Origin of the sequence: Actinomadura darangshiensis (assembly GCF_004349235.1) — a bacterium.
Taxonomy (GTDB): domain Bacteria; phylum Actinomycetota; class Actinomycetes; order Streptosporangiales; family Streptosporangiaceae; genus Spirillospora; species Spirillospora darangshiensis.
Genome location: NZ_SMKY01000045.1, coordinates 22,957 through 43,554, shown reverse-complemented (window position 1 = coordinate 43,554; position 20,598 = coordinate 22,957). Strand labels below are relative to the sequence as shown.

Here is a 20,598-nt window from a genome sequence, read left to right as displayed (position 1 = left end):
CGCCCCAGCCGCCCCCAGCAGGTCCGTCCCGAGATGCATCAGGCCCTGGACGCCTTTACCGCCATCCCCGCCTACATCATCGGCCGCCGCCTGGACGTGCTGGCCTGGAACGAACTGGCCCGGCTCCTCATAGCCGGCTTCCCCGCGCTGCCCACAGCCGAGCGGAACATGGCCCGGTTGGTCTTCCTCGACGAGGCCGCCCACGACCTCTACCCCGACTGGGAGACCAAGGCCCGCGACACCGTCGCCAACCTCCGGTTTGACGCCGGCCGCCACCCCGACTTCCGCCGCCTGTGGGCCGACCACAACGTGCGCGGCAAGACCCGCGGCCGCAAACGCTTCGTCCACCCCCAGCTCGGCGAACTCGCCCTCGACTACGTCGCCATGCGCGCCCCAGACGACCCCGACATGACCATGATGATCTACAGCGCCCCCACCGGCTCCGACGCCGCAGCCTCGCTCCACCTCCTGGCCAGCCTCGCCGCCCCCTCCGGGGTCACAACCGATCTTCAAGCCGAGCACAGCCTCTGAGCTCCCGCCCGGTACTGCGGATACGGCGCCGACCGCGGGGGCGTCGGCCCGGCGAGTAGCCGGCGGACGAGTGCTCCAGCCATGCCGCCTTCATTAATTGCTCGCGGATCCGGTGTGCGGTGGACCGCGCTCACATGGGCGGAGGCCCGCCGTGGACGGGGTCGCGCCCGGGCTCCGTCCGCATCGGCGCTTCCCGCCGATTTGAGGTGCGAGGGTGTCAGGAGTGGGAGATCCCCGGGTCGTCCAGGAGTTCGGGGGCGGCGCGCAGTTCCTCGCGCACCGACGCCTCCCAGAAGCCGATGAATTTGTCGCCCTTGCCGGCCACGGCCTGCTCGATGTACCAGGGCGGTAGCGGCGTGTCGCTCCGGCCGCCTGCCGCGCGAACCATCCAGGCGTTGCGACAGCGCGTCTCGAGGGCGACGGCCCGCTGGTGCACCGCCCGGACGCTACTGCCGAGGACGAAGACCCCGTGGCCGGCGAGTAGCGCCAGTTCGCCGCCGCCGATGGCCGAGATCGCCTTGGCGGCCGCCTCGCGGCTGTTCACGCCGCCGTCGTACTCGTGGACCAGGACGAGTTCACCGCCGCCCAGGCTGGAACTCTGGTCGAACATCGGGGGCACCTCGACCAGGTCGCTCCAGACGGTCCCGTACGTCGGATGGTTGTGCACCGCCACCTGCACGTCCGGGCGTGCGCTGTGCAGTTCCAGGTGCAGGGGGATGCCGAGTGGCACCGGCCAGTCGCCGTCCACGACATTGCCGTCGAGGTCGATGCGGATGATGTCGCGCGGGCGGATCTCCTCCCAGGTGAGCAGCCACGGATTGCACAGCAGGGTTCCGTCGCCGAGGTTGTAGGTGATGTGTCCGGCGAGGTGGTCGTTGTAGCCCTCGCGCCACAGGGTGCGAGCCAGCAGCACGATCTGCTGAGCGGGGGTGAGGTCCGGGATCAGCCGGTCGGCGGTCGGTGTGAAGGTCATCGCGCGGTGTCCTTGTCGGTGGTGGCCGAGCAGGGGCGGGGCCTGCGCGTGTCCGCGGGCAGCACCGTCTCCGGCAGCGGGTGGCGGTAGAGCTTCGCGGCGTTTTCGCTGCACATCGCCCGCAACTCGGCCGGCGGGATGTCGCCCCAGTACTTCGTGACGACATCCTGGGTGTGCGGCCAGGTGCCGTCGCCGTGGGGGTAGTCCGTCTCCAGCATGATGTGGTCGACGCCGATGACGTGCCGCAGCGCGATGGTGGACGGGTCGTCGAGCGTGCAGAACCAGAAGTTGCGGCGCAGCACGTCGGCGGGGCGGACGTCCCAGCCGAGCCCGTAGCCGGAGCGGTCGATGATGTTGTCCAGCCGGTCGATGAGCATCGGGACCCAGCCGATGCCGCCCTCGCTCATCGCGATCTTCACCGCGGGGAAGCGCAGCGGGTACTCCGACCACAGCCACTCGGCGCAGGCGTTGAGGGACAACTGCCCGAACATGGTGGCGCCCAGCTGGAGCCTGGGGGCGCCGGGCGGTATGGGGTGCATGCCGGAACTGCCGACGTGGAGCGAGATGACCGTGTCGGTGTCGACGCATGCCTGAATGATCGGATCCCAATGGGCGCGGTCCCACAGTGACGGCAGCCCGATGGCGTGCGGACGCTCCGGCAGCGTGACGGAGGTGAACCCGCGGGCGGCGTTGCGGTGGATCTCGGCCGCGGCCTCGGCCGGATCGGCGAGGTAGGTGATACCGCACGGGATGATCCGGGTGGGGTGGGCGGTGTACCACTCGGTGTGGATCCAGTCGTTCCAGGCGCGCACCGACGCCTTGCCGACCTCGGTGTCTTCGGCGAAGGCGAACACCCGGCCGCAGAACCCGGTGATCTGGGACGGGAAGTTGTGCATGGCCCAGATGCCGCCCAGGTCCATGTCCCGTACCCGTGCGTGCACGTCGTAGCAGCCCGGACGCATCTGGTCGAAGCGGAAGGGTTCGTATTGCACCGTCTCGGGGCGGCGTCCGGCGACGGCGTTCATGCCGACCTGGGAGTAGATGGTGCCCTCGAACTCCCATACCTGCGCACCGTTCTCGTTCTCCACGATGCGTGGGCCGCGTTCGCGCAGCGCGGGCGGCAGATAGGTCTCGAACAGGTGCGGAGGTTCGACGACGTGGTCGTCGACGGAGATCACGGTGTAGCGGACGTCGGCCGGTTCGGGGTCGGGGAGGAAGAGCCCGGGGTCCAGAGCGGGGGCCGTCGCGGTGCCGTTCTCGGTTGGCGTCATGTCCACACTCCTTGGAGTTGCCGTGGGTGATATGTTGCAGAGCGATATACTGGATTGTAGAGTGACCCAACAGAAGTCACGCTAGGAGTGCGTCCTATGGCCGTCAAGCCCCTTTCGGGTGTCAGTCGCGCCCTGGATGTGGTGGAGGCCGTCGCGGCGCACCAGCCGGTCGGCGTCACCGAACTCGCCCGGCTGCTCGGCCAGGACAAGAGCGCGGTGCAGCGGTCGCTGGTCACCCTGCACGCGAGTAAATGGATCAGGCCCGTCGATGATCCACAGGGCGGGCGGGTCGGCAGATGGGAGTTGTCCACGCGCCCGCTGGTGATCGCCGCGGAGTCGCGCAGACGGTCCGGGCTGCTCATTCATGCCCGCCCGATGCTCCAGGAACTGTCCGAGCAGACCGGCGAGACGGTGATCCTGGCGGTGGCCGACGATGACCGGATCGTCTCCGTCGACGTCGTCGAGAGCCGCCGCATGGTCCGCACCGCGCCCCGTCCGGGCATGGTCTTCCCCCCGGCGACCAGCGCCGCCGGGATCGCCCTGTTCGCGGCCATGCCGGACGGGGAGGCCGCACGGTACGGCGTCGAACCGGACGAGCCGTCCTTCGCGGCGGAATTGGAGCGCACCCGGCGGCGCGGCTGGTCGCTCAACGCGGGAGCCGTGCAGGCCGGGGCCACCAGCATCGGCGCGGCCGTGCTCGACGTCGACCGGCGGCCGATCGCCGCTCTGGTCCTCAGCGCGCCGAGTGACCGCCTCGGTCCCGACCAGTATCAGCGGGCCGGCGAGCAGGTCGCGGCGGCCGCGGCGACACTGGGCGGGACCGCGGTCTACTGACTCGGCCCCCGAAGCGCCCAAGCGCAGAAGGCCAAGAGCGAACGGGACTCGTCTTCGCCCTCCTCACCGCGGAAGTGCGGCCTACACGTCCGGCATCTTGGCGAGGAGCCACCGGACGCTGTTGTCGCCGCCCAGTTGCGGGGCATGCGTGATGGCCTTGTCGCACAGGTCGATGAGGTGCTGCCGTTTCCCGGTCTCGGGCAGTTCGACGTACTGGAACGTGGGCGCCATCTGCAGCTCCTCGGTGCCGCCGAACGGATCGGGTCCGAGCGGCAGCGCGACCATGATCTCGGCGATGTTGGCCAGGACGCCCTGCATCGCGGAGATGAACATCCGCTCCAGTTTCCAGCGCTCGCTGGCCGACCCCGGACGGACGTCCGCGCCGGAGGTCTCGTAGAGGACGTCGATCAGGTGCAGCACGTAGCAGTACGCCGCGTTGAAGAGCTTGCTGAGGGCGTCGGCGGTCTCGTTCTCCTCGTACATGAAGAACTGGGGGTCGTCCGGGACGTTCCAGATCGGCCCGATGGGCTCGATGCCGTCGGCGATCCGCTGGAACTTGGTGTGGTGCGGAAGCTCGTCCAGCCCGGCCTTGGGGTTGACCGGGTCGATCGGCACCGTGTGCTGGCCGGTCTTGGCGCCCTCGCCCTGCTCGACGATGACCTTCAGGGCCGTCTCGGCCGTCGCGTAGTCCTTGATGAGCATGGGGGAACCGCCGCCGTCCTTGTTCCAGTACGCCGACACGTACTGCATCTCCGGCCGGTTGCTCCCCCACAGGTTCGCGTTGGGGTCGCCGTTCAGCTTCTCCACGCCCTTGCGGACCGACTCGTAGAACTGGCCGATCGTCTGGTACTGGCCCTCGGGTGCAGGGCTCTCACCGAGCGCGGGGTCGGGTCTCTCGAACGCCATGAAGACGTTCCGGACGAGGTCCTTGGTGCAGCGTTGGAGGGTCAGAAGCAGCGCCGGATGGCGGTGCAGCATGTACTCGGGGTAGTCCGGCATGAAGTTCACGTCGTAGAACTTCACCTGGTCTCCGCACCCGATCGCCACCAGCAGATTCCGCACCAGGCAGAGGTGCAGCATCTCCTCGATGACGATGCTGCGGATGAGCCGCTGCGCGCTCATGCCGGGGCTCCAGCGCGAGGTGCCCTGACCGGCGATCGAGTAGCCGGCGTACAGGTACATCGGGATCGTCTGCATCTCCACGGCCGCGGCCTGGATGAGGTGGTTGCGGAGTTCCTCCTTGGTACTGATCCCGGCGGCGGGGTCGACTGGGTGGGCGTTCAGCACCTTCGGCATCGAGGTTGCCGATTGACTGGCGGCGCTGGTGCTCATGGCGACGTCTCCTCGTGCTGTGACGGAATGCGGGGTTGGGCCGGAGGGTTGGTGCGGCGATCGGGGCAGTGGTGCAGGACGGGCTCGCGCCGGACGGGCAGCAGCCATCCGTGTGTGATCCACGCCCGCAGACGTGCTCGCGCGTCGGCGAGGACCATCGATGCCGTGTGGGCCGCGGCTTCGAGGGACGTCCCGGAGGCAAGGGCTCCCAGGAGCACGAACGCGTCAGGGGGGAGCGGGCTGACGACGACGCGGTAGTCGCGTCGCGAGATCGCCAGGCACGTCGGCCGGGGGGACGGCGGCGCCGGCCGCCGGCCCGCGCGGACGGCGGCGTGGTAGCGGTGCACGGGCGCGCATACCCGCATCAGCCGCAGGCACGGGGCCGGCGTCACGCCGGCGTCGCCGGCGTCGTCCGCCCGGCCGTGTACGCGGGGGGACGGCTCATCCTCGATGCCGGGGCCGTCGCAGACCTCGGTGTAGGCGCGCTCGTAGCGGGCCAGGTCGATCAGTGCGTCGATCCACGCCTCGCGTCGCGCGGCGGGCGCGTCCCGGTCGGGGCGGCGGGCGGTCAAGTGGTCGGCGAAGTCCTCGTCGAGGCGGGCCAGAGTGTAGGAGCGCGACGGACGAGCGTCCAGGTAGTCGGTGGCGAACTCCTCGAACAGCTCCGCGCCGAGCAGGACGCACAGTGCCGGATGAAGCCGCCGCATCGCCTCCAGCAGGCGTTTGCGGTAGCCGTTGCGGTAGATGGCGAGCCCGTGGTCGGCGGTCAGCGGTCCCGCCCCGGCGAGCATCACGGCCGCCGGGACGGCGGGATCGCCGGGACGGGTGATGGCGTCCTGGAGCCAGTGCTGCGCCTGGTCCAGCGACGGTGCCGGCGGGTCAGCCATCGTGCACCGGGTAACGCTCCGCCTTGCGCAGTTCGGCGAGCAGTTCGGGAAACGGCGGGATGTGCTCGTCCCATTCCAGGAGCGTCGGCGTCGGCCCGGCGAGGTCGACCGCCAGCCGGTACAGGTCCCACACCGGCGCGCTGACCGGACGGTCATGCGTGTCGATCAGATGGGTGCCGAGGTCGGTGTGGCCGGCGAGGTGGATCTGCCGCACCCGGTCGTGGGGCAACGCCCGCACGTACTCTTCCGGGTCGAAGCCGTGGTTGACCGCGGAGACGTACACGTTGTTGACATCGAGCAGCAGCCGGCAGCCCGATTCCTCGCACAGCCGCGCCAGGAACTCCCACTCGGTCATCGTCGAGTTCGCGAAGGCCGCGTAGGTGCTGGGGTTCTCCAGGACAAGGGGCCGCTCCAGCACGTCCTGGACGACGCCGACGCGGCGAGCCATGTGCCGCAGCGTGTCCTCGGTGAACGGGACGGGCAGCAGCTCGTGGGTGCTCACGCCCGCGACACCCGTCCAGCACACGTGGTCGGACACCCACCGCGCCCCGACCCCGTCGGCCAGTCCCCGCAGGCGGTGCAGGTAGTCCATGTCGAGTGGGTCGGTGCTGCCGATCGACATGGACACGCCGTGCATGACGATCGGGTACCGGTCGGCGATCCGGTCCAGGGCGTGGCGAGGGTAGCCACCCGAATCCATGAAATTCTCGGAAATGATCTCGAACCAGCCGACCGGGGGCCATTCGCCGAGCACATGAGGCAGGTGCTGCGCGCGCAGCCCGAGGCCCAGCCCCAGGCCGCGCCCGCCGGCGTCCGGACCGTCGAGCGGAGCTCGTCCGTTGAATGGCGGTGGGTGGGGGCTGGAGGACGGCCCGGCGCCGCCCGGAACGGCCACCGCCTCGCTGGTCACTCGGCGTTCTTTCGCGGCTGCTCGTAGACGGGCACCTCGTCGTCGGGGAACCCCTCGCCCGGCGACGGGCCGAACGGCACGCCCGCCTCGAACATGCGCTGCTCGAAGACCTTCCGGGCACGCTTCCACACGCTCGTGCCCCGATAGGGCCCGGCCGCGTGGATCCGGCTGACGTTGATCGGGGTGGCGCAGCTTCCGGAGTACCGGCACTCCTGCGCGCCGGGAAGGGACTGCTCGCCCTCGTGCCCGGTGTATCCGCAGCCGCCCTGGCCCCTGCATTCGTTGGCACCGTGGCACTCGTGGAAGACCGTCGCGCACTCCCCCATGCCGGCCATCGCGCCCGATCCGCCGCGGCCATGCCCCTGACAGGAGTTGAGGCCCATGCACACGTGCAGTTCCGGCGCCTTCTCCTCGTGCGTCGACATGTTCCGCTGCTGCTCGCCGCCCTCGCGGGACTCGGCGCGCTCGCGTTCGCCTTCCTCGCCACCGCCCATGAGCGCCGCGATGTCCTGCGGTGTCAGCCGGCGGTCGCGCCCGTCCGGCCCCTTGGTCGAGCCCATGCTCACTCCTTCCGTCCGGTCGCCCGGACTCAGATGGCCTCGCAGTAGAAGCCGTAGACCTTGCGGGGGAGGTCGGCGTTCCCGGACGGGTAGCCGTCCGGCGAGAGGTCCCTGCACGCGAAGGTGGGGTCGGTGCCGTTCCGGGAGTCGATCAGGAAGGCGCCGCGGATCTCGCCGTGCTCGGGAGCGCCGTTGAGGGACTCGCAGTTGGCGACGCCCCATCCCTTGCCCTTGTTGCCCTCATGGGTCCGGTCGCAGAGGTATCCCGGCCTGGCCGCGATGGCCGGCCCGGCCGCCTGAGCCGTCCCGGCGCACGACAGAATGCCGCCGAGGAACACCCCGGCCGTCCCCACCATGATCACTTTCCGTGCACGTCGGCCCATGACGACTCCCTGTTCGCTATCGGATGCGGGAACTTTCATGGCTGAGGGTGCCATAGCAAGCACACAGAGTGATATCGCTCCTGTGTTCGAATAAGCGCCGACCCACTGACCGCCTGAGGGTGAGGTGCGCTGTCACCAGAGGCCACGGACAGCGCTCTATCGCCTAGCCCGAGAGGGAAGAAGCCGACTCGCCCCCCGAGCGTCACCTAGCCTGACGACGGCACGACCGGTGACGGAAAGTGTTTCCGGGGTGACGGACAAGTGACCCGGGCGAGAGGCTCGGTGATCGAGGAGGCCACCCTTCAGGGCGGCGGCGTTTCACAGCGTTATTCGGCGGTGGACGTCTTCGAGCAGGTTCCGCATCGACATGCGGAAGATCTCGGCCTGGTGTTCGCCGAGGAAGGCCGTGTGGCCGAACACCTCCAGGACGACGAGGCCGTGCATGTGGCCCCACGCACTCATGAGCAGGGAGGTCGCGGAGGGGAAGGCCTCCGAGCCGGCCGCCGGCATGGTCGCCAGGTGCGCCCGGAAGCCGGCCGATAGCGCCGCGGTGTCGGCGGCGGCGAGTTGCGCCTCGGTGAACCCGCCGAACAGCTCGCGCTGGAAGATCACACTCATCTGGCGCAGCGCGCGAGTGGTCGGGCCCTCGGCGGGGGCCGCGTAGTCCCGCAGCGGGGTCCCGTAGATGAGCTGGAATCGCTCGGGGTGGGTGATGGCCCATCGGCGGTAGCTCTCGGCCGCGGCCATGAAGCGCGCCGCGTGCGAGTCGCCGGTTGCGGTGTCGACGCCGGTCTGCACGGCACCGGCCAGGTCGGTATAGGTCTTGGAGATGAGCGCGGTGACCAGGGCGTTCCGGTTCGGGAAGTAGTGGTAGAGCGCCTGGACGGTCATTCCGAGGCTTCGCGCGACAGCCCGCAAGGACAGGGCGGCGGGTCCGCGTTCGTCGATGCGGCGCTCGGCGGCGGCGACGATCTCCTGGGTGGCGGCGGCCTGGCGGCGCTGGCGCAGGGAGGACGGGGCCGTCACGTCGTCGTCCGGGGGCACGGCACCACCGTACGGCAAGTTCTAACAGTGTTCAAAAAAATCTAACACTGCCAATTCTCGACCGGCGTCACTAGCGTCATCCCGGCGACGAGGAGGTGCGGCGCCGCACCTCCTCCGCCGGGGCCGAGGAGCCTCCGCGGAGCACTGCGCCGGCATTCCCCGTACACCCGGCTGCTTCCGTCGTGCCCACCGTAGGAAGCAAAGGAGATCCTGTCGTGTTCGCACATTTGGCCGAGCTGGCGATTCGCCGGTCCCGGCTGGTCCTCGCCGTCACCGTCGTAGCGCTGGCCCTCATGGGCGCCGTGGGCGCCGGCGCGTTCAGCAAGCTGCTGGGGGGCGGGTACGACGACCCGTCGTCCCAGTCCAGCCGGGCCATGAAGGTCATTGACGAGAAGTTCGGCGGAGAGACGAATCTGGTCCTGCTGGTCCGTGCCGCGGACGGCGGCGTCGACGCCCCGGCCGCCGAGCAGAGCGGCCGGGCCCTGGCGGCCGACCTCAGGAAGGAGAAGGACCTCGCGAACGTCGTCTCGTACTGGGACACCGGCGGCCCCGGCCTCCGCTCCCGGGACGGGCGCGAGGCCATGGTGCTCGCCCATGTGACGGGCGACGAGACGCAGCAGCGGGAGAACGCCAAGAAGCTCCTCGACACCTACTCCGGAACGTACAAGGGCGGGCTCACGGTCAAGGCCGGGGGCGGCGCCGCCGTGGGCAGCGACATGTCGAAGCAGGTGGTCGAGGACCTCGCACTGGCCGAGGCCATCGCCATACCGCTGACCCTCGTGCTGCTCCTGTTCGTCTTCGGCAGCGTCGTCTCGGCGCTGCTGCCGCTGGCCATCGCGATCATCGCCATCGCGGGCTCGCTCGCCGAGCTGTCGGTGCTCGGCGGCCTCACCAACGTCGCCGACACCGCGACGAACCTCACGACCGCTCTGGGCCTCGGGCTGGGCGTCGACTACGCCTTGCTGATGGTCAGCCGCTTCAGGGAGCAGCTCGCGGCCGGGGCGAGCGTGGACGACGCCGTCCGGCGCACGGTGGGCACCGCGGGCCGCACCATCGCGTTCTCCGCGGCGACGGTGGCGGCCGCGCTCGCGGCGCTCCTGGTCTTCCCCCAGTACTTCCTCCGCTCGTTCGGATACGCCGGGGTCGGCGTCGTCGCCATCGCGGCCGCCGGCACCCTGCTCGTGATGCCGTCCCTGCTCGTCGTCCTGGGCTACCGCGTGAACAGTGGGCGGCTGCCGTGGGCGAAGCGGGCGCGCTCCGACGCGCGGACCCCGATGTGGGGGCGGCTGGCCCGCACCGTCATGCGGCGGCCCGCGCTCACCGCGCTGCCGGTGCTCGCGGTGCTGCTGCTGGCGGCGAGCCCGCTGCTGGGCATCACCTTCGGCACACCGGACGAGCGCGTGCTGCCCGAGGACGCCCAGAGCCGGCAGGTCGCGTCGATGCTGCGGGAGAACTTCAACGGCAACGAGAACGCGGCCCTCCACATCGTCATCGACAAGCCGGTGAGCACGGCGCCGCTGGCGTCGTACGCGACCGAACTGTCCAAGCTCAAGGGCGTCCTCCGCGTCGAGGCCGGCACAGGGACCTACACCGGCGGGCGCTCCGCGGCGGCTGGCCCCGGCGCCGCCGCACTCGGCCGGCCCACCGCACAGCGGATCAACGTGGTGAGCGGCCTCACACCGCGGTCGGACGAGGCGCAGGACCTGGTCGGCGAAGTGAGAGCGGTCACGCCGCCCGCCGGGACGCGCCCCCTGGTGGGCGGAACCGACGCCACACTCGTCGACGCCAAGTCCTCGATCGGCGGCCGGCTCCCGATCGCCCTGGCCCTGGTCGGCCTCACCACCTTCGTCCTGCTCTTCCTGTTCACCGGCAGCATCGTCCAGCCGCTGCGCGCACTGCTCCTCAACCTCGTCAGCCTCGGCGCGACCCTCGGCATCGTCACCTGGATCTTCCAGGACGACCACTTCTCCTCGCTGCTCGGCTTCACGGCGCAGCCGATGGAGGTGTCGATGACGGTACTGATGTTCTGCATCGCCTTCGGCCTGTCGATGGACTACGAGGTGTTCGTCACCAGCCGGATCAAGGAACTGCACGACCTGGGCGAGGACACCGAGTCCGCCGTGACCCGCGGTCTCGGCCACACCGGACGCATCGTCAGCGCGGCGGCCTTCCTGCTCGCGGTGAGCTTCTTCGCGTTCGGCACCGCCAAGCTCAGCTTCATGCAGATGTTCGGGGTGGGCAGCGGGCTGGCCATCCTCATCGACGCCATCGCCGTGCGCGGCTTCCTCGTGCCGGCGGCGATGCGCCTGCTCGGCCGCTCGGCCTGGTACGCACCGCCCGTCCTGCGCAGACTCCACGCGCGGTTCGGCCTCAGCGAAGGCGGCCCCGAGGCCGCGCCGGTGCCCATGATGACCGAATCGTCCTAGGTCACGGCGCCGAGCATCACCCGCAGGGGGCAGTGCCTCGCCGTCGACCACTGACAGCGGCTGCGTTCCTCGTTTCGCGTACACGCACACCAGAATCGTGAGCGACGGTCGCCCAGATCGCCGATCGCCCTCAAGGAGCTCACTATGACCGGTGCGCATCACGTCGTTCGGCCCGCGCGGTTGATGGATCTGCCGGGCGGGCCGGTGGAGTACCGGCTGGAAGAACGCGGCGCCCGCGCCGTCCTGGTGCTGCACGGTGGGCACATGCGCGCCGGTCTGGCGTTAGGCGAGGAGGTGTTGGCAGAGGACGACTGCACGATCCTGGCGCCTTCACGTCCCGGCTATGGCCGCACCCCGCTCAGCACCGGCACCAGCGCGGACGGGTTCGCCGACACCGTCGCCCAGTTGTGCCTGCATCTGGGCATCGACCGGCTCGCCGCGGTGGTCGGACAGTCGGCCGGCGGCCCGACCGCGGTCACGATGGCCGCCCGCCACCCGGCCCTGGTGCAGCGGCTGATCCTGCAGAGCGCCGTCAGTTTCCTGCCCTGGCCCGGCCGCGCCACCCGCCTGGGCGGCCGCGTGGTGTTCGCGCCCCACGCCGAACGGGCCACCTGGAGGGCGATGCACACCCTTGTCCGCCGCGCCCCGGACACCGGGCTGCGGCTGGTCATGCGGGGCCTGACCACCAAACCCATCGGCCCGGTCGTGGCCGCCCTCGCCCCGGCCCACCGCAGTCTGCTGGTGGAACTGTTCGGCCAGATGCGCTCAGGCAGCGGATTCCACAACGACCTGCACCAGATGAACACCACCGCTCTGCACGACGGGCACGGCACCTCGTCCACCCGGCGGGCGGCCGAGCAAGTCACCCAAACCACTCTGGTCGTCGCCAGCCCCCACGACGGCGCGGTCGGTTTCGCCCACGCCCAAGCTCTCGCCGACGCCATCCCCCGCGCGCGTCTCATCACCAGCCGTGCCGACAGCCACATGATCTGGTTCGGCAGCGACTACCCCACCATCGCCGACACCATCACCGGCTTCCTGTCCCAGCCCTGACCCCGCATGTCCGGGCGGCGCGATATCTGGCGGCGGTCAGGTCGTCTGCGGGGCGCCGGCGGACAGCAGGCGGGCCAGCAGATCGGACGCGGTGACCACTCCGGTCATCGGCGCGTCGGTGCGGTGCGGGTCGGCGGACACGGCCACGACCGAACTGCGGGCCTGGGCCATCAGGCTGGCGATCTCCATCGCGGTGGCGTGGGCGTCGACGACCGGTGGTGCGGTGTGGTCGCTGGGCAGCAGGTCGGCGACGGTCTTGGCGGCCAGGGGCGCGCACAGCTGATCGGCGTGGCCCTCGTCGTAGACGCGTGCGAGGGCGGGATCATCGCGCACGTAGCCCGGGATGACCGCGCCCAGCAGCTGAGGGGCCGACAGCACCGCTACGGGGCGGTGATCGGCGTCGATCACGATCAGCCCGGGAAGGTGGTGCTCGGCCAGCAGGCGAGCCGCTTCCAGAGCACCGGTGTCCGGGGTGACGGTCGGGAACTCGACGGCCAGTTCGTGGGCACGCACGTTCCGAACGCTACCCCACCCGGGCGCCCGCGCTCAGGCGTCGGCAGCGAGGACACCGACCCCCGAGAATCCGGCGGGTGAAGCCGGGAGCCGCAGTCGGGACGAAACGCCTCCACGGCAGCCCACGTGGATAATGCCTTCGAATCCCGTTAGGGTCGTCGCTTGGTGAGCCGGGAAGTCTGGTCGGCATTGATGCCGCCGACCCCGAAAGCCTCCGGATGACGAATCTGCTGCTCGCCTTCTCCGTGATGCTGCTGCTGGCGGTGCTGGTCTCCAACCTCGCCCACCGCACGGTCCTGTCCACCGCGGCGCTGTTCCTGGTGGGCGGGTTCCTGCTCGGTGACGGCGTCACCGGGCTGGTCTCCCTGCAGCCCGGTGAGCCGATCGTCTCCGAGCTGTCGGAGCTGGCGTTGTTCGCGGTGCTGTTCACCGACGGCATGCACGCCGGCTGGCAGGACCTGCGCAGCGCCTGGCGGCTTCCCGGACGCGCCTTGGGCTGGGGCCTGCCGCTGACTCTGCTTCTGACGGCGGTCTTCGCCCGCTACGTGGTCGGGCTGGACTGGGTGGAGTCGCTGTTGATCGCGGCGGTGCTGACACCGACCGACCCGGTGTTCGCCGCCGCACTCGTCGGCAACGACAAGGTCCCGCCCCGGCTCCGGCACCTGCTCAACGTGGAATCGGGCGTCAACGACGGGCTCGTCCTGCCGTTCGTGGTGCTGTTCCTGGCGCTGGCCAAAGGCTCGGGCGACCTGCATCTGGGCGAGCTCGGCGGCGAGCTGGCCGCCGGCGTGGCGATCGGCGTGGCGATCCCCTGGGCGGCGATCGCGCTGGAGCGCACCCGGCTGTTCGCGATCTCACCCAAGTACGAGCCGCTGAACGCCACCGCGATCGGGCTGCTGGTCCTCGCGGTGGCCCAGGCCACGCACGGCAACCTGTTCCTGGCCGCGTTCGCCGCCGGCGTCACGGTCGCGTCCCTGGGCGAACGATCCCGCGAGTCCTTCGCCGAGTTCGGCGAGCTGGTCGCCGAACTGCTCAAGCTCGCCGCGCTGCTGGTGTTCGGCGCCCTGCTGTCACCGGCGTTCCTGGGCGACGTCGGCTGGACGGGCTGGGCCTTCGCGGTACTGGCGCTGGTCGTCGCCCGCCCTGCGGCGATCTGGGTGTCGTTCCTGCGCTCCCGCCTGACCGCCCGCGAGCAGGGCGCGATGATGTGGTTCGGCCCCAAGGGATTCGCCTCCGTGGTGTACGGGCTGCTGGTACTGGAGTCCGGGATCACCGAGGGCGACCACATCTTCCACCTGGTCGGAGTGACGATCGCGCTGTCGATCCTGGCGCACTCCTCCACCGACATCGTGGTGGCGCGCGGCTTCGACGAAGAACGCGAGGTGCCCGCCTGGTTCGGCACAGTGCGGACACTCGGCCGCAGACACCAGGACGAGGACGACGACCCGCCCGAACCCGGCGGCGACGACCCGCCGCCGGACCCCGCACCCGACCGTCCCCGCTGATCAGGAGCCGCATTGGCAGCCACAGCCGCCGTCGTCATCTTCGCCGCCGCCTACGTCCTCATCGCGTCGGAGAAGATCCACCGCACCGCCGTCGCGCTCGGCGGCGCCGGGCTGATGCTGCTGTTCCACATCACCGACGCCGAGAAGGCGTTCTCCTCCACCGAATCGGGCATCGACTGGAACGTCATCTTCCTGCTGCTGGGCATGATGGTGATCGTCTCGGTGCTGCGGCAGACCGGGGTGTTCGAATACGTCGCCATCTGGGCCGCCAAACGCGCCCGCGGCAAGCCCTACCGGCTGATGGTGATGCTCACGGTGATCACCGCCGTCGCCTCGGCGCTGCTGGACAACGTCACCACCGTGCTGCTGATCGCCCCGGTCACGTTCCTGGTGTGCGAGCGGCTCGGCCTCAAGGTCGTCCCCTACCTGATCGCCGAGGTGATGGCCTCCAACATCGGCGGCACCGCCACCCTGGTCGGCGACCCGCCCAACATCATCATCGCCAGCCGCGGCGACCTGTCCTTCAACGACTTCCTGGTCAACCTGGCGCCGCTCGTAGTGGTCCTCATGGCGGTCTTCTGCCTGATGTGCCGGTGGCTGTTCCGCGAGACCTTCGTCTACGACCCCGAGCGGGCCAGGGCGGTCATGGCCCTGCGAGAAAAGGAGGCCATCACCGACCGGCGGCTGCTGTGGCAGAGCCTCACCGTCCTCGGCCTCGTGGTCGCCGCGTTCGTGCTGCACCCCGTCCTGCACTACGAGCCGTCCGTCGTCGCGCTGCTGGGCGCCGGGTTGCTGGTCGCGGCCACCAAAGTCACCACCCAGCAGGCGCTCGAAGAAGTCGAATGGCCCACGCTGGTCTTCTTCGCAGGCCTGTTCGTCATGGTCGGCGGCCTGGTCGAAACCGGCATCATCGGCGACATCTCCCGCGCCGCCGCCGACGCCACCGACGGGCGGCTCGGCTTCGCGACGATGCTCCTGCTCTGGGCATCGGCCGCCCTGTCGGCCATCGTCGACAACATCCCCTACGTAGCCACCATGAGCCCGATCGTCGCCGACCTCGTCCACCAGCAGCCCAGCGGGGACGGCACCGTCCTGTGGTGGGCGCTGGCCCTCGGCGCGGACCTCGGCGGCAACGCCACCGCCATCGGCGCCAGCGCCAACGTCGTCGTCCTCGGCATCGCCGCCCGCAACGGCACACCCATCAGCTTCTGGCACTTCACCAAATACGGCCTGGTCGTCACCATCGTCACGGTCTCTCTCACCGTGCCCTACCTATGGCTCCGCTACCTGTGAGCAGAGCCGCAAGCGGGTGCGCAACAGATGCACCGATCAGGCACCGATGACGGCCTGGGCCACGGCCATGCCGCAGAAGGCCGCACCGAGCCCGGCACCGATCGAGGCCGCGGCATTGAACAACGCATACGTCTTGGCCCCGTCCTCGGCCAGCCGCAACGTCTCGTACCCGAAGGTGGAATAGGTGGTCAGCGCCCCGCACAGCCCCGTCCCGGCGGCGGCCATCACTTCGTCCCCCGCCGGAAGCGCCACCAGGAAACCCAGCAGTGCGCAGCCGGTCACGTTGACGGTGAACGTCCCCCACGGGAACACCGAGTCGTGGCGGGCCTGGATCATCCGGTCCGCCCCATAACGCAGCGGAGCACCCAGCGCCGCACCGAGCGCCACCAGCAGGATCGTCATGCTCGGCCCTCCCCCGCCTCGGTGCGTCCGGCGTAGCGGATGACCTCCACCGGGTCCAAGATGACCAGTCCCTCGTCCACCAGCTCCTCCACCTGCGGCAGGAAGCCGCGGATCTTCTCCTCGGCGTCGACGATGATGATCGCGATCGGCATCCGCGAGGTGTGCACCCGGCTGGAGGCGCCGAACCCCTCACACCCGCGAAGCACGGTGGCGCCCGCCAGCCCGGCGTTGTGCGCCCGGTGCACGATCTCGTGGTAGAGCGGCTTGTGGTGCCAGCTGTCGTCCTCACCGATGAAGATCGTCATCCGCAGAGCCGAGCCTTGCAGCTTCATCGGCGCTCCTTACCGCGACGCAGGGCGAACCTGGACAGCAGACGCGTCCCGCGTACACCGGCGAAAACCGCGACCAGCGCGCAGAACAGCGTGGCGAACATGTACACCAGCGCGGTGCGCGCCGCCCCGGCCTCCACCCCCTGCTGGACCTCGACGATCGCCGTGGAGAACGTGGTGAACCCGCCGAGCACCCCCACACCCAGGAACGGCCGGACCAGCCGATGCACCTGCCACACCTCGGCGATCAGCACCATCAGGACGCCGATCAGCAGGCACCCGCTGACGTTGATCCCGAACGTCGCCCAATCGAACGCACCCGGCGGATGCGGAAAGGCCGTCGACAGCCCGTAGCGGGCCAGCGTCCCGCACACGCCTCCCACCGAGATCGCGGCAAGCGTCGTCCATGGCCTCCGGCGCAACTCCCGGCGCTGCAGCGGCACATGCAGATCGACATCGGGATCCACCGGCACGGCCATCTCGGAACGAGCCGAACGAGAGTCAGGCACGGGCGTCCTCCTACCAGCGTGGGCGAGCGTCACTGGCAGGGACCGTTGGCGGCGGCACCGCGGTTGCCCACCCCTAAACGGGTGGGGCGGCGGGCCCCACCGCCGCAGCCTCTACTTTCCGAGGCCGCACCCAGTCTAGCCAGTCGGTTCCCGCGTAGCGCCCCTGGCCGCGTCAGTGACTCGTGGTGTTCTCCGGAACGCGAGGGGCCGGGCTCGCCGGCCGTGACGATTCCGCGCTCCTGATCAGCCAGAGGCCGGTGAACACGGCTGTGGCCAAGGTGACGACGCCGGCCACGACGAAGGCGCTGTTGAGGCCCTCCTCGAAGGAGGCGCCACCGGACTCCCGGGTGCGGACGACGGCTCCGAGCACCGCCACGCCGAGGACGGCGCCGATCTGCCGGGTGGTGCTGCTGACGCCCGACGCCAGGCCGCCCTCCTGCGGGCTGACCGACTGGATGGCGGCGCCGGTCAGCGGGGACATGGTCAGGGCGAAGCCGATACCGACGACGGCCAGCCGCCACCACACGTTCGTGTAGCCGGTGCCGGCGTGCACGAAGCCCAGGGCCAGCAGTCCCAGCCCGGCCAGGGTCAGGCCGATGGTGACCATGATCCGGAAGCCGTACCGGGCGGCGAGCCGGCCCGCGAACGGGCTGATGATGACCATCGCGAGCGTGGCGGGCAGGGTCTGCACCCCGGCTCGCAGGATCGAGCTGCCCTGGACGTAGACGAAGAACTGGGAGAAGAAGAACGACGAGCCCATGAGCGCGAAACCGACCACGGTCATCGCGGTGTTGGAGACCGTGAACAGCCGTTGCCGGAAGAGCCGCAACGGCAGCATCGGTGCCGGAACCCGCCCTTGGACGACCACGAAGACGGCGAGGATCACGGCCGCGGCGGCGAAGCCGCTCAGGATCACCGGCGAGGTCCAGCCACGGGAGCCGCCCTCGATCAGCCCGTAGGTGAGCGCCCCCACGCCCAGGACGGACAGGACCGTTCCAGGGACGTCGATCGCCGGCGCGCTCGGGTTGCGGGACTCGTCCAGCACGCGCAGGCCGGCGACCAGCAGGACCGCGCCGACGGGCACGTTGACGAGGAAGATCGCGGGCCAGCCGAAGGCCTCCACCAGAACGCCGCCGGCCAGTGGTCCGGCGGCCAGACCGATCCCGCTGAATCCGGCCCACAGCCCGATCGCCCTGACCCGCTCCTGCGGGACCGGATACGCGGCGGCGAGCAGGGTCAGCGAGGCGGGGCTCAGCGCCGCGGCCCCGATGCCCTGCAGCACCCGCCCGACGATCAGCCAGCCGATCGAGGGCGCGGCGGAGCACAGGACGGACGCGGCGGTGAACACCACGACGCCGGCCAGGAACATCCTCTTGCGGCCGAAGCGGTCGGCGAAGACGCCGCCGGACAGCAGCAGCATGGCGACCAGCAGCACATAGGCGTCGACGATCCACTGCAGCCCGGTCAACTGGGTGTGCAGCCGCTCCTGCATGTCGGGCAGCGCCGCACCGACGATCGTGTTGTCCAGCAGCACCATGAACTGCCCCAGGCAGGTCACCGCGAGCAACGCCGCCCGGTTCGGCACGGCCACCGGCGGTGCAGGCTTCATCGTTCCCCCTAAAGCAGTTCGTTACTGCTTTAGGACTCTAGACAGCGAGCCCCATTAACGCAACTGCGAGCTGCGCTAAGGTGGGGACATGGAGGAGCGAGGACCGGTCCGGCGGCCCGGTGGGCGCAGCGCCCGCGTCCGGGCGGCGGTGCACCAGGCCGTCACGGGCCTGGTCGGCGAGCGCGGCTACGGCGAATTCACGGTCGGGGACGTCGCGGCCCGCGCGGGCGTGGCCGATACCAGCGTCTACCGCCGGTGGGGCACCCTGGAGGCCCTGCTCACCGACGTGGCGCTCACGCGCCTGAACGCGCAGTCGCCAATGCCCGACACCGGAAGCCTGGCCGGTGACCTGCACGCCTACGCGGCCCAGGTGGCGCGCGAGATCACGGGACCCGACGGCCTGGCGGTGCTGCGCCTGACCGTCGCCCTGTCGAACAGGGGCGACCGGGGTCTGCGGGCGCGTGACGACTTTCTCGCCGAACGCACCCGGTTCGTGCAGGCCATGCTCGACCGCGCCGGCGAGCGGGGCGAGCATCCACCCGACGTGCTGGGCGTGCTCGACCACATCATGGCCCCGATGTACATCCGCGTCCTGTTCGGCGCGGGCCCGCTCACCCCGGACTACATCGCCGGGCTGGTCGACCGGTTGCTGGGGCAGACCTGAGGGCAGAGCACGGCAGATTCAGCGCAGCGCGACAGGACAGCACCAAAGGCTCCTGGCAGTGCGGTTGTTTTGGTCAACTTACTCGGTGATGGTGACCAGCTTCCGCTTCGCCGCGGAGGACGTGACCGTCGCCGGCGTGGACATCCCCAAAGGCCAGGCAGTCGGCGTCGTCTACCCGGTGAGCGGCATCGACCCGGCCGAGCACGGCGACACCGCGGACCAGTTCGACATCACCCGCGAGCAGAACACACGCCTAGGCTTCGGCCACGGCCCCGACGGCCGGGCCGCCCCGCGCTATGGCAGGAGGCTTCGGCTCTTGAGCACGAGATATCCGGTGAGCGACGCAGTGCTCAGGGCAGCGGTGACCAGGAAGACCGAACCGGTCCCGGTGGCTCCCGCGACGGCGCCCAGCGTCACGGCGCCGACCGCCTGTGACAGGTCCATCGCCATAAAGAACGTCGAGTTCGCCCGCCCCCTCCGCTCCCTGCCGACCGCCAGCACGGCCAGGGAGTTCAGCGTGGGCTGGACGGCCCCCATCCCCAGCCCGCATGACGCCCCCGAGAGCATCAGTACGAGCGGGTTCGGGCACCACCAGACGCCGACCTGGCCGAGCACCACCAGCGTGATGCCGGGGGCCATGACCCACACCGTCCCCCACCGCCGCTCGATGCGCCCGGCCGTCAGCCGGGAGACGGCGAGCGTGAGTCCGCTGGCGACGAAGAACAGACCCGAGTTGCCGATGCCGCGTCCGAGGGCGTAGGCGGCCATGAACGTGTTGATGCCGGCGGTGCCGAACATCAGCAGGAACATCACCGACGCCGGCCTCCAGGCGTCCCTATCGATGAGCCGAGTCCACAACGGCCCGGAGAACCGGACAGGCCGCTTCGCCGGCTCACCCTCTGGGCGCCGCGGCGCAGCCTTCATCCGTAGCGCGTCCACCCCGGCGGCGGATCGCAACGGGAGACGGAGCAGCACGTTGACGGCGCCGCAGCCGAACGCGACTGCGAATGCGCACTGGTATCCGACAGCTTCGCGCAACTCCAATGCCGCCCACGGCCCCAGAAGCTGGGCCACGGTCTGCTCCACACCGAGGTAGCCGATGCCCTCCGACATCCGGCGTTCCGGAATGAGGTCGGCGGCCAGGGTCATCACGGCGGTGCCGTTGAGCGCGAACCCGGCGCCCTGCATCACCCGGACGGCCAGCAGCGCCCAAATCGGCAGCATCAGGACGTACAGCCCGGACGCCGCGCAGTACAGCGCGGCGCCCGCCACCATGATCACGTACCGGCCGCGGGTGTCCACCAGGCTCCCCGACAGGGGTCGCAGCACCACCGCGGCCGTCATGTACAACGTGGTGGTCAGCCCCGCCACCGCGGGGGATGCTCCCTGGTCGAGCACATACAGCGGCACCAGCGCGATGAGCATCTGAGTGCCGGTCCGCAGCAACCCGTTGGCCACCATGAGCAGGACGAACGGGAACGTGAAGATGCGTTCCCGCCGCAGTTCAGCCAAGGCCATCGCCTTCCGCGGCCCCCACCGTGTCCCCGGGCGGCCACCTCGCTCTCCGGCG

21 protein-coding genes are annotated in these 20,598 nt (G+C 70.2%); 7 read left to right on the top strand and 14 right to left on the bottom strand.

What is annotated here, in order from left to right; translation table 11 throughout:
• The coding region (locus tag E1293_RS13145) for an MmyB family transcriptional regulator (protein ID WP_481726006.1) at positions 1-531 on the top strand (531 nt) is incomplete at its 5' end.
• 217 nt (positions 532-748) lie between these two features.
• Here the strand turns inward: E1293_RS13145 and E1293_RS13140 are convergent.
• Positions 749-1,504, bottom strand: coding sequence for a class II aldolase/adducin family protein (locus E1293_RS13140; RefSeq protein ID WP_132197415.1), 756 nt, complete (start codon positions 1,502-1,504; stop codon positions 749-751).
• A complete protein-coding gene (locus E1293_RS13135; protein ID WP_132197413.1) occupies positions 1,501-2,775 on the bottom strand; it encodes an amidohydrolase family protein in 1,275 nt (424 codons plus the stop codon). Before E1293_RS13135 ends, E1293_RS13140 begins: the two co-directional genes overlap by 4 nt.
• A gap of 96 nt (positions 2,776-2,871) precedes the next feature.
• Here E1293_RS13135 and E1293_RS13130 point away from each other — a divergent pair, with 96 nt between their 5' ends.
• Positions 2,872-3,609 (top strand): IclR family transcriptional regulator, encoded by a 738-nt coding sequence (locus E1293_RS13130; RefSeq protein ID WP_132197411.1) that lies wholly within the window; start codon positions 2,872-2,874, stop codon positions 3,607-3,609.
• An 81-nt stretch (positions 3,610-3,690) separates the two neighbouring features.
• Here the strand turns inward: E1293_RS13130 and E1293_RS13125 are convergent, their stop codons facing one another.
• From E1293_RS13125 to E1293_RS13105, 6 genes are all read right to left on the bottom strand, one after another.
• Positions 3,691-4,941 (bottom strand): ferritin-like domain-containing protein, encoded by a 1,251-nt coding sequence (locus tag E1293_RS13125; protein ID WP_165978194.1) that lies wholly within the window; start codon positions 4,939-4,941, stop codon positions 3,691-3,693.
• Entirely contained in the window at positions 4,938-5,828 is an 891-nt protein-coding gene (locus E1293_RS13120) for an HvfC/BufC N-terminal domain-containing protein (RefSeq protein WP_132197407.1), read from the bottom strand. The genes E1293_RS13125 and E1293_RS13120 overlap by 4 nt, the downstream gene beginning before the upstream one ends.
• Complete coding sequence (bufB, locus tag E1293_RS13115; protein WP_243716199.1) at positions 5,821-6,738, bottom strand: MNIO family bufferin maturase; 918 nt, start codon at positions 6,736-6,738, stop codon at positions 5,821-5,823. Before bufB ends, E1293_RS13120 begins: the two co-directional genes overlap by 8 nt.
• Positions 6,735-7,298 carry a hypothetical protein gene (locus E1293_RS49415; RefSeq protein ID WP_243716198.1) on the bottom strand — a complete coding sequence of 188 codons (564 nt, stop codon included), beginning with the start codon at positions 7,296-7,298 and terminating at the stop codon, positions 6,735-6,737. Before E1293_RS49415 ends, bufB begins: the two co-directional genes overlap by 4 nt.
• A gap of 29 nt (positions 7,299-7,327) precedes the next feature.
• On the bottom strand, positions 7,328-7,681 hold the full coding sequence (locus tag E1293_RS13110) for a hypothetical protein (RefSeq protein WP_132197403.1): 354 nt from the start codon (positions 7,679-7,681) through the stop codon (positions 7,328-7,330).
• Positions 7,682-7,999: 318 nt separating this feature from the next.
• The gene (locus E1293_RS13105; RefSeq protein ID WP_132197401.1) at positions 8,000-8,725 is read right to left on the bottom strand and encodes a TetR/AcrR family transcriptional regulator; all 726 of its coding nucleotides are present in this window, start codon (positions 8,723-8,725) and stop codon (positions 8,000-8,002) included.
• A 215-nt stretch (positions 8,726-8,940) separates the two neighbouring features.
• Between E1293_RS13105 and E1293_RS13100 the strand changes: the two genes are divergently transcribed.
• Both E1293_RS13100 and E1293_RS13095 read left to right on the top strand, forming a co-directional pair.
• Complete coding sequence (locus E1293_RS13100; protein WP_132197399.1) at positions 8,941-11,151, top strand: MMPL family transporter; 2,211 nt, start codon at positions 8,941-8,943, stop codon at positions 11,149-11,151.
• 144 nt (positions 11,152-11,295) lie between these two features.
• A complete protein-coding gene (locus tag E1293_RS13095) occupies positions 11,296-12,204 on the top strand; it encodes an alpha/beta fold hydrolase (RefSeq protein WP_132197397.1) in 909 nt (302 codons plus the stop codon).
• A 36-nt stretch (positions 12,205-12,240) separates the two neighbouring features.
• Here the strand turns inward: E1293_RS13095 and E1293_RS13090 are convergent, their stop codons facing one another.
• A complete protein-coding gene (locus E1293_RS13090) occupies positions 12,241-12,717 on the bottom strand; it encodes a CBS domain-containing protein (protein ID WP_132197395.1) in 477 nt (158 codons plus the stop codon).
• Positions 12,718-12,935: 218 nt separating this feature from the next.
• On the opposite strand from E1293_RS13090, the gene E1293_RS13085 reads away from it, so the two are divergent.
• Both E1293_RS13085 and E1293_RS13080 read left to right on the top strand, forming a co-directional pair.
• Positions 12,936-14,222: a cation:proton antiporter gene (locus E1293_RS13085; protein WP_132197393.1), complete on the top strand. Its 1,287-nt coding sequence runs from the start codon at positions 12,936-12,938 to the stop codon at positions 14,220-14,222.
• A gap of 12 nt (positions 14,223-14,234) precedes the next feature.
• Positions 14,235-15,515 carry an ArsB/NhaD family transporter gene (locus E1293_RS13080; RefSeq protein ID WP_132197391.1) on the top strand — a complete coding sequence of 427 codons (1,281 nt, stop codon included), beginning with the start codon at positions 14,235-14,237 and terminating at the stop codon, positions 15,513-15,515.
• Positions 15,516-15,551: 36 nt separating this feature from the next.
• Here the strand turns inward: E1293_RS13080 and E1293_RS13075 are convergent, their stop codons facing one another.
• The 4 genes from E1293_RS13075 to E1293_RS13060 all read right to left on the bottom strand — a co-directional run bounded on the left by E1293_RS13075 (position 15,552) and on the right by E1293_RS13060 (position 18,364).
• Positions 15,552-15,917, bottom strand: coding sequence for a fluoride efflux transporter FluC (locus E1293_RS13075; RefSeq protein ID WP_132197389.1), 366 nt, complete (start codon positions 15,915-15,917; stop codon positions 15,552-15,554).
• The gene (locus tag E1293_RS13070) at positions 15,914-16,249 is read right to left on the bottom strand and encodes a DUF190 domain-containing protein (protein WP_132197387.1); all 336 of its coding nucleotides are present in this window, start codon (positions 16,247-16,249) and stop codon (positions 15,914-15,916) included. The genes E1293_RS13075 and E1293_RS13070 overlap by 4 nt, the downstream gene beginning before the upstream one ends.
• Positions 16,246-16,755 (bottom strand): fluoride efflux transporter FluC, encoded by a 510-nt coding sequence (locus tag E1293_RS13065; protein WP_341770186.1) that lies wholly within the window; start codon positions 16,753-16,755, stop codon positions 16,246-16,248. The genes E1293_RS13070 and E1293_RS13065 overlap by 4 nt, the downstream gene beginning before the upstream one ends.
• Before the next feature lie 172 nt (positions 16,756-16,927).
• The gene (locus tag E1293_RS13060) at positions 16,928-18,364 is read right to left on the bottom strand and encodes an MFS transporter (RefSeq protein WP_132197385.1); all 1,437 of its coding nucleotides are present in this window, start codon (positions 18,362-18,364) and stop codon (positions 16,928-16,930) included.
• Between the two features lie 88 nt (positions 18,365-18,452).
• Between E1293_RS13060 and E1293_RS13055 the strand changes: the two genes are divergently transcribed.
• On the top strand, positions 18,453-19,028 hold the full coding sequence (locus tag E1293_RS13055; RefSeq protein ID WP_132197383.1) for a TetR/AcrR family transcriptional regulator: 576 nt from the start codon (positions 18,453-18,455) through the stop codon (positions 19,026-19,028).
• A gap of 294 nt (positions 19,029-19,322) precedes the next feature.
• Here the strand turns inward: E1293_RS13055 and E1293_RS13050 are convergent, their stop codons facing one another.
• On the bottom strand, positions 19,323-20,540 hold the full coding sequence (locus tag E1293_RS13050; protein ID WP_165978193.1) for an MFS transporter: 1,218 nt from the start codon (positions 20,538-20,540) through the stop codon (positions 19,323-19,325).
• Between the last annotated feature and the right edge of the window lie 58 nt (positions 20,541-20,598).